This window comes from Xenorhabdus sp. IM139775, assembly GCF_028598745.1.
Classification (GTDB): domain Bacteria; phylum Pseudomonadota; class Gammaproteobacteria; order Enterobacterales; family Enterobacteriaceae; genus Xenorhabdus.
Window position 1 is genome coordinate 1 of sequence record NZ_JAQRFK010000096.1, and the last position, 8,901, is coordinate 8,901.

Consider the following 8,901-nt stretch of genomic DNA (forward strand, 5'->3'; position numbering starts at 1 on the left):
CGGTATCTCCACGTTTACGGTGGATGCAGGCGGCAATGTGCAGATTGAGCGCATGATCACCATGTACCGTCAGAATGCCTTTGGTGACCCCGATCCCAGTTACCTAGACGTGGAAACCATCGCCACCCTGTCGTATCTGCGTTATGCCACGCGAGTGCGCATTACCCAGAAATACCCGCGCCATAAGCTGGCGAACGACGGCACCCGTATCAGTGCCGGGCAGGCGGTCGTCACGCCGGCGGTGATCCGCACCGAACTGCTGGCCCTGTTTACGGAACACGAATTCGCGGGACTGGTTGAGGACTTTGAAACGTTTAAACAGACCCTGATTGTGGAACGTGACCAGAACGACCGCAACCGCCTGAACGTGCGCAGCAATCCTGACCTGGTTAACCAGTTCCGTATCTACGCCCACGCCATCCAGTTTATTTTGTAAAGAGGAGCCTCACCTATGGCGAGTCCATACCAATATACGGGCATTGCCTATATTCACCTCAACGGGAAAGAGCTGCCGACCAAAGACGGCGCGACATTAACACCGGGCGGATTCAGCCGCGACCCGGTGATTGGTGCCCGCGTCTACGGCTGGCAGCAGACCCCGAAAGAAGCCCGGCTCAGTTGCGTGATCCCGCAGGGGCCGGGGGTCAGCCTGTTTACCATCAAGAACGCCGTCGATACCACCATTTCATTTGAATGTGATACGGGCGAAAAATTTATGCTGGCCAATGCCTGGTGTGACGGTAATACCACCCTGACCAGCAAGGGCGAAATTTCGGCGGAGTTTATCGCCGTGGAATGTAAGGAGATTTAACATGCACTTTAACATGCACTTTGAATTAAAACACGGGCTGGCCTATGGCAAGGGTGATGATACTGAGCTGCAATTTGAGGTTGAACTGCGTCAGTTGACCGCCGGTGACCTGATTGATGCGGAAGCGGCGAGCGAACGGGTGGTGGTGACCGCAAAAGGCCCCGTCCTGTTGTCCAGTCCGTCCCGAATGGGGTACGAACTGCTGCGCCGCACGATTGCCCGTATCGGAAAAATCAACGGCCCCCTGCCGTTGGAGATGCTGAAAACCCTGCATCAGGATGATCTGGAACAGATTGCCCAATATGCGGATATGCAACGCGCCGCCGCACTGGATACCGTGGCGCGGGTGGCTGACGAGGGGCGATAGTTTGCAGTGCGTTCGTGCCATTGAGCGCACTGCCTTATATGTCGGGCATCGTCTGCGGGGTGGCCCTGCCTGGGCGCTGGCGCTGCCCTTGCCGAAATTGTGGCTGTATTCATCCTGGCTGGAGAAACGTCAATGACAACACCTAACCGTACCCAGTTTATTGTTGATCTGGTGGGGAATGTTGCCCAACGTGCCCGCCAGTTCGGGGCCAGTATCCGGCGGTTTGGGACTGACGGCAGCCGCTCGATGCGGCTGTTTTCCAGTGCCGTGACGGGTGCCAATGGGCTGCTGGACAAATTTGATAACCGTATCATGGGGTCTGTGACCGGGGGCGGTCTGGCAATGGCGGCCAAGAACGTGGCTGACCATCAGCAGGTCATGACCGAACTGGGGACACAATACAACCTGACCGCCGATGACGTGAATGCCCTGGATGCCGCCATCACCAAAGTGGCAGGCCGCCGTAAGCTCAGTACGTCCGATTTAACCACGGCAGCGACCGCGTTTCTGGGGCAAACCAACAACCTGGATGCCACGCTGGCGCACCTCGATAACATTGCCCTGAGTATTAATGGCATCAAGATGGAGGCTACGGCTGCCGGGACAGAGCTGGGTGCCATGTTCAACGTCGGTTATCAGTCGCCGGAGAAAATGCAGAAATGGCTGGATGGCATTGCCTCCGCCAGCCGATACGGCACGGGCAATATTACTGACCAATTAAGTGCCCTGCGCGGGTTAGGCAAAGATACCAAATGGAAAGGACAGATAGACCAGCAGCAAATGCTGGCCCTGATCCGGGTGGCCAATGCTGAATTTAATGACCCGTCGCAGGCTGCTGCGGCTGTGCAGGGGTATTACTCAGTCATAACGGATAAGGAAAAACTAAAAACCCTATGGCAGCGTGGCCGCGTTAAGCCAACTGATAAAAATGGGCAATTAAAACAACCCGTTGACCTGCTATTTGAAATCGGACAGGCGGCCTATCAAAAGGATCAAAACCTAGAAAACGTCTTTGACGGCGATACGCTCACGCTGGCAATGGTCTTTGCTGATCCCAAAAAGCGGGATTTAGCCAAAACGATTGCCAATCCGGCCAATATCACGGAAGGGTTGCTGGAGGACAAAGCCACCCAAAACGTCCAGACCCTGAATGCAGCGTTGATTTCGCTGGCCAATGCGGGGGAGCGGTTCGCCCAGTTGAGGCTGGCCAAGCCAGTGGAAGACTTGGCCGATGCCATTAATGACCTGACGCCCGCCGAACTGGACCAGTATGCGGCAGCCATTGAGAAAGCCGCGATTGCCATTGGCGCTGTGATTGCTGCCCGTTATGCCTGGCGTGCAGGTAAAACGATTTTTAATTACGCACAGTACCTCAAAAATGGCCCAGGTGCCGGAGGGGCTGGCGGTAGCAGCGGTGGCGGTGGACTCGGTAGCGATGGTTCGGAGGTTGTCCCTGTTTATGTCACCAACTGGCAGGACCAAAATAAGGGTAATAACAATAATGGCAATGGTAACGGCGGTGGGCCAGATAATCGCCGAAGCTGGCGTAATAACATACGGGGTTCCGCGATATCGTCTGTGGCAGCGCTCCCTTTCTTGTCTCCCGAAGAAGGGGCTGAAAATGTGCAAAAGCATCTGGACAAGATGGCTGAAGACTATCCCTACGCTGAAAAAGGGCCGGGTTGGTTACCTGCTCCCTTGACCAATTGGTGGTATGAGCGCGATGAAAAAGTTAAAACAGAAGGTGTTAAACCCTCGCCTTACTTAACGGGCGAGTGGCCGAATTCCGCCCCCCATCCGGCGCAAGATCGTGATGATAAGAAAAACAACAACACTGAGACGGTTAAACTCCCGCCTTATTTAACAGGCGATTGGCCGAATTCATTTGAAAAATGGCCAGATGAGAAACCTGTTCATCCCGAAAAAAAACAGGATTGGTTACCTGTTCCCCCGATTTATCAGCAGGATGATCGCGATGAAAAATCCAATACAGGGGATGTTAAACCTGCACCGCACTTAACGGGGGAACGGCCAAATTCATTTGGAAACTGGCCTGATTACCCTGAAGGCCGTCTGGCGGCCGCCCTTCAGGAACTGGAGATCCCGCCTGCTAAACCTGCCGATGGCAAAATTACCGTGGTGGTGGAATCCGCAGGGGATTTAAAAGTCCGAACCCAGTCAGTGCAGGCGGAAAATATCGACTTACGGGTTAACACCGGCTACAGCTACGGGAGAAGTTACTGATGTTTGATCAGTTTATGACGTTGTTTAATGACACATCATGGCGCAGCCGCATCGGAACGGGAAAAGGCACCTTCCGTAATGTGCCGTTTTATATCATTGATGATGCCACCGTCTCCGGTGGCCGCCGTGTCGTTCGTCATGAATACCCGTTGCGTGATGACGGCGAAACCGAAGATATGGGACTGACCACGCGGGAATATTCATTTACCGCAGTGGTGTTCGGGGATGATTATCTTGACCAGCGTGATGCCCTGATTACGGCATTGGAAACCGCCGAACCCGGTGAAATGGATCATCCGTATTACGGCAAACAGCAGGTACAAATTGAAACCTACACTGTCCGCGAATCTTGTTATACAGGCGGGGTGGCGCTGTTTTCTGTGACGTTTGTTCCGGCGGCAGATAATACCGCGCCCATCGTTTCACAGCAGCCGGAACTGAACGACCAGTCATTGACCGGCAGCATACTGGCAGATATCAAAGAGAACTGGGAAACCTTCACCAGTGCCGTCAATCAGGCCACTGAACGCCTGAACGCGATTGAAAATACCGTCAATACCATCGTTAACGGCATTCGCAGCCTGCCGGCTAATTCAGGCATGAATCAATTGTTGGGGGCCGCACTGGCATTGAAAGGTTCCCTGAAAAATTTGATTAATGCCCCGTTTCAATTGTTTGACGATATCAGCGGCCTGATTTCCGGCATGGCAGAGGTTGCCACACCCGATATCGCTAACAGGGTATTACGTAAAACGTCCAGCGGCATTCAGTCACAGTTTCGCTCCAATGTGCCTGCGGTAGCGAAACTTCAGCAGGTGGTGAATATCGCCACGGGTATTTTCATTGCAAAAGAATTGGCCAGCGTGACATTGAATGCAGCGGCAGCCTCCGCACGGGGTCAGCAGCTTGCACCGGCACTCACTCAGGCACCGTTTCAACACAATTTAATGCTGCTTGAGGCACCGCAATCCGTTGCTTTGTCAGGTTTGACAACACCGTCTGTATCGACTCAGACACCATTTCAGGGCGGTTTGATGCCGTTTGAAACGTCGTCCACCGCTGCGCTGGCAGGATTAGCTGCCTCTGAATTTATAGCGACAGATTCCGCGGCAATCGAAATCATTCCCTTGATCGAAACCTTGGATGATGTTCGTCAGAGCAGTGCCGAACTGGATGAAACCCTGATGCAACTGATTGTGGAGACCGGCGATTTAGGCTGGTTCCGCACCTCAGATCAGTTACGTCATTTTCGTCTGGTGTTGTTGCAACAGATGCAAGCGACGGCCAGCGCCTTGCCCACGGCCCGGTCTATTCACGTTATGGGAACAGAACCCGCCCTGGTAACGTTATACCGGGAAACGGGCGGTGTCGCGCAGATTAACCGGTTTATCCGTCGCAATGGCATTCGCCATCCCGCGTTCGTGTCGGGTGGGTTAGCAGTTGAGGTGATTCATGGCTAATACCATTGAGTTGATTTTAGGCAATAAAATTTATTCCGGCTGGAAAACACTGGATGTGACCCGCAGTCTGGAAGAGATGTCCGGCCAGTTTAGCCTGGGCATCACCGTCAAAAACAATGATTCGCCACTGGTGCTAAAACCCGGTCAGGCCTGCCAGTTGGCGATTAATGGCCAACGGGTGGTGACGGGGTATGTCGATGCGGTTGACGTCGGTATCAACGCCGATGAACGCACCATTACGTTATCCGGCAGGGATAAGACCGGTGATCTGGTGGATTGTGCCGCTATATATGGCAAGGGCCAGTGGCGGAACGTCAGCCTGGAGCGCATCGCGAAAGACCTGTGCCAGCCGTTCGGGGTCACCGTTCGCTGGCAGGTTCAGGATGCCGCCGCCGCGACTGCGTTTCGCCAGTGGCAAATCGAACCCAGTGAAACCGTCTTTGATAATCTGTCCCGTGCCGCCCGGCATCGGGGCGTGATAATGACCAGCAATGCCGCAGGTGAGTTGGTTTTTACCACCGCAGGCAGCCAGACCGTGGCAACGCTGGTGCTGGGCAATCCCCAAAATGCGGGTATCAAAATCCAAACCCTCGATACGTCATTATCCTGGCAGGAGCGGTTTAGTTTGTACCGGGTTAAAGGGGCATCGGCGGCAGGTGGCCGCTGGGGAGAAACCCAAACCCCGGTACAGTCTACGGCTATTTATATGGATGCACGCGACCCTGCGATTACCCGTTACCGCCCGACGATATTTCTGGCTGATGACAACATGACCAAAGCCAAAGGCACCGCCCGCGCTGCGTGGGAGCAAAAACGCGCAATGGCACATGCCACTCACGCCAGCATCGGGATCACGGGCTGGTTTAAACCTGCTGGCCAACTCTGGCAACCCAATGAAATGGTACGGTTACAAGCGACTCAGGCAGGATTTCCAGATGAACCGCTGTTGATCGTTTCTGTTAATTATCTGTTGGATAACGACAACGGCACAATAACGCGGCTGGAACTGATGCCCCGCGAGGGATTTACCGAACCCGCCGATCCGGAAAAGAAAGCTCAAGATTTAAGGTGGAAACCATGATAGCGCAGTTCAACAAATTTACCGCCAGTCTCTCCCGCCGTATCCGGCTGCTGGTATCCCGTGGCGTGGTTAATTTCGTGAATGACGCCCTGAAGCAACAAAATCTTCAGGTGTCCTTGCTGGCTGAGGAGACGGCCGATGACGTCGAACGTTTCCAGAACTACGGACAGACCAGCGTCCCCCCGGCAGGCAGTGAAGCGATTGTATTATCGATCGGTGGCGTTCGTCAGCATCTGGTCGCCATCGCGGTGGATAATCGTGCCTGTCGTCTGAAGAACCTCAAGAGCGGTGACAGCGCAGTCTATCATCTGGACGGGCATCATATTTTGCTGACCGAAAACGGCGTTATCCGTGTTCAGTGCAAACGGCTGGAGGTTGTGGCAGAAGACGGTATTGTGTTTGATACGCCACAAACCCGCTTTACGGGCAATGTGGATATAGTCGGCGTCAGCCAGGCTACAGATCATCTGTCAGGCCAGACGAGTGGTAAAGACCATATTCACCATGAACATGACGGATACAATACGAGTAAACCCCGATGAATGATAATGATATCGCCTTACAGTGGCAAGTCAACGGCGCAGATATTGTTATCGATAATGCCGATATTGCCCTGGATAACTCATTAAGCACCGCGGTCATCATTTCATTATTCACTGACCGCAGGGCACTGAACTCTGACGAACTCCCGACAGGGGCAGGCACAGACAGGCGCGGTTGGTGGGGTGATACCTTTAACACCCGTCCTATTGGCAGCCGCCTGTGGTTGCTCGCCCGCGAAAAGCAACTGTCTGCCGTTTTGCACAGTGCCAAAGCCTACGCCGATGAAGCGTTAGCGTGGCTGATTGATGATGGTCACGTAAAAAAAATCGATGTCACTGCGACTGCGCCTCAATCGGGCGTTTTGCTATTGACGGTGATGATTACGTTATTCGATGGCAGCGTGCTGCCAATGTCGTTTAAAACAGCGTTAAGCAGGATTTAAATGCCGTATAAATCTCCCACACTTTCAACATTGATCGCCCGAAATCAGGCTGACATTGAAAGCCGGTTGCCGGGAACCTATGCCCGAACGGCGTTTAGGACAACCAATGCCATCGCGTATGCCAATGCCGGCAATGCTGCCGGGCTGCATGACCATCTGGCGTGGACAAGCCGTCAGGTCGTTCCTCACCTGGCGGATGATGACAAGCTGCTGGAACATTGCGAATTCTGGGGTGTCTGGCGTAAGGCGGCCACGAATGCCAGCGGTACATTAACAGTGACTGTTTCTGCTGACACGTTGATCCCCGAAGGGACACGCTGGCAACGTCCTGATGGCGTGGTGTTCGAATCTACTGCTGATGCCCATGTTGCCGCAGGTGACAGCCTGGTTTCAGTTACGGCCATTGAGGCAGGCCGCAAAAGTAACACAGCTGAAGGTGTACCACTGGAATTAATTTCCCCGGTGGTGAATGTCCAGACACAAGCCCGCTGTCAATATATCGGCGGCGGAGCTGAACAAGAATCGATGGATTCGCTCCGCTCGCGTCTGTTGTTTCGGGTGCAATATCCGCCCTCCGGCGGTAATCAGTATGATTACGAACGCTGGGCGCTGGAAGTCCCCGGCGTTACCCGTGCCTGGTGTCTGCCCCGTTATCGCGGGCATGGCACGGTGGGGGTGATGTTCGTGATGGATGAAGAGCCTGATATCTTTCCCGGCACGGCTGACCTGAACCGAGTTACAGATTACCTGACCGGGCATATCAACCCTGTCACCAATCAAGTGGAAGGCAAAACCACCGGAGCCGAACTTATCGTAATGAGTCCAACCGCAAAGATCATCAATCTGAGCATCCGCCTGTCACCCAATACGGAAGAGGTGCGCAGTGCGGTTAAAGCGAACCTGAAAATCTATCTGGAAAGCTTGCGCCCCGGTGGACTGGCGTTTCTGTCTGAAATACGTGCCACCATTTCCAACGCTCCCGGCGAGATGGATAACACGGTGATTAACCCAACCACTGATATTCACGCGGCAGAGAACGAGATTTTTGTTCTGGGAGACATCACATGGCGATGACAGCCAAAGATTACCAACGTTCGGGGCTGCAATTGCTACCGAACGGCTTGGCCTGGTCAAAAGACCTCAATGGTAATCTGGCCAAGCTGATGCTGGCAACCGGAGAAGAATTTGCCCGTGTGGATGCTATCAACGCGGCTCTGTTGGAAGAAATCTTTGCCGACCGGGCATTTATGTTACTGGAAGACTGGGAAGCGTTCGCCGGGCTACCGGACTGTAGTATTGATAAAGAGTCATCCATTAACGCCCGCCGTCAAGCAGCCAAAGCCAAGCTGATCATGTCCGGCAGCCTGTGTAATCAGTTCTATGAGCGACTGGCCGCCGACCGTGGCTATCGCATCAAACTGGAAGAACGTTACCCACATCACTGCTTACGTGACTGCAACTATCCCATTTACCCCGATATCAACTGGTTTCGCGTGTTCGTTCACGTCGCCGACAGAACGACACATTTTGCCACCGTACTGGATAACTGCCAGCAGCGCTTGCGCATTGCTGACGCCGCCGATTTGGAATGCCTGCTGGAGCGTTACGCTCCCGCCGAAACTGAATTTGTTTTTATTTATGAGTGAGGAATAACGATGTTCGGACTCGATAACCCATCAGGTATCAATGTGATGCCTGCCATCACCCCAAAGAATAATTCTGCCCCTCTTTGGTTTACTGAAGGTGGTGCGGGATTAAGTGCCAGTTACCCTGGTCAGGAATGGTTTAACCAGGTGCAGGCGGAATTGCTGAATGTACTGAAGGAAGCAGGAGTTGCACCGGATAAGGGCAAATTGAATCAATTGTCTGCTGCGATCAAAAAAATTGTGTCAGATGGCTGGTTGGCCAAACAGGCAAACGGCGCGGACATTCCTAACCCGTCTGAATTTGTAA

The 8,901-nt window shown here is 53.5% G+C and carries 11 protein-coding genes and 1 pseudogene; all 12 read left to right on the forward strand.

Annotation, left to right across the window (positions count from 1 at the left end):
- Positions 1-436 (forward strand): phage tail sheath C-terminal domain-containing protein (locus tag PSI17_RS15010; RefSeq protein WP_273552746.1); only part of this gene is annotated, 436 nt, incomplete at its 5' end.
- Between the two features lie 15 nt (positions 437-451).
- A complete protein-coding gene (locus PSI17_RS15015) occupies positions 452-811 on the forward strand; it encodes a phage tail tube protein (RefSeq protein WP_273552747.1) in 360 nt (119 codons plus the stop codon).
- A gap of 1 nt (position 812) precedes the next feature.
- Positions 813-1,178: a phage tail assembly protein gene (locus tag PSI17_RS15020; protein ID WP_273552748.1), complete on the forward strand. Its 366-nt coding sequence runs from the start codon at positions 813-815 to the stop codon at positions 1,176-1,178.
- Position 1,179: 1 nt separating this feature from the next.
- Positions 1,180-1,314, forward strand: coding sequence for a hypothetical protein (locus PSI17_RS15025; RefSeq protein ID WP_255296125.1), 135 nt, complete (start codon positions 1,180-1,182; stop codon positions 1,312-1,314).
- The gene (locus PSI17_RS15030; RefSeq protein ID WP_273552749.1) at positions 1,311-3,422 is read left to right on the forward strand and encodes a hypothetical protein; all 2,112 of its coding nucleotides are present in this window, start codon (positions 1,311-1,313) and stop codon (positions 3,420-3,422) included. Before PSI17_RS15025 ends, PSI17_RS15030 begins: the two co-directional genes overlap by 4 nt.
- Positions 3,422-4,882, forward strand: coding sequence for a DNA circularization protein (locus PSI17_RS15035; protein WP_273552750.1), 1,461 nt, complete (start codon positions 3,422-3,424; stop codon positions 4,880-4,882). Before PSI17_RS15030 ends, PSI17_RS15035 begins: the two co-directional genes overlap by 1 nt.
- Positions 4,875-5,963, forward strand: coding sequence for a phage baseplate assembly protein (locus tag PSI17_RS15040; RefSeq protein ID WP_273552751.1), 1,089 nt, complete (start codon positions 4,875-4,877; stop codon positions 5,961-5,963). Before PSI17_RS15035 ends, PSI17_RS15040 begins: the two co-directional genes overlap by 8 nt.
- Positions 5,960-6,505: a phage baseplate assembly protein V gene (locus tag PSI17_RS15045; RefSeq protein WP_273552752.1), complete on the forward strand. Its 546-nt coding sequence runs from the start codon at positions 5,960-5,962 to the stop codon at positions 6,503-6,505. The genes PSI17_RS15040 and PSI17_RS15045 overlap by 4 nt, the downstream gene beginning before the upstream one ends.
- Positions 6,502-6,948 carry a phage GP46 family protein gene (locus PSI17_RS15050; protein ID WP_273552753.1) on the forward strand — a complete coding sequence of 149 codons (447 nt, stop codon included), beginning with the start codon at positions 6,502-6,504 and terminating at the stop codon, positions 6,946-6,948. The genes PSI17_RS15045 and PSI17_RS15050 overlap by 4 nt, the downstream gene beginning before the upstream one ends.
- Positions 6,949-8,022: a baseplate J/gp47 family protein gene (locus tag PSI17_RS15055; RefSeq protein WP_273552754.1), complete on the forward strand. Its 1,074-nt coding sequence runs from the start codon at positions 6,949-6,951 to the stop codon at positions 8,020-8,022. It abuts the gene before it with no gap.
- Entirely contained in the window at positions 8,013-8,594 is a 582-nt protein-coding gene (locus PSI17_RS15060; protein ID WP_273552755.1) for a YmfQ family protein, read from the forward strand. The genes PSI17_RS15055 and PSI17_RS15060 overlap by 10 nt, the downstream gene beginning before the upstream one ends.
- Before the next feature lie 9 nt (positions 8,595-8,603).
- Positions 8,604-8,901 (forward strand): annotated as a pseudogene (locus PSI17_RS15065) (hypothetical protein); the annotation flags it as partial.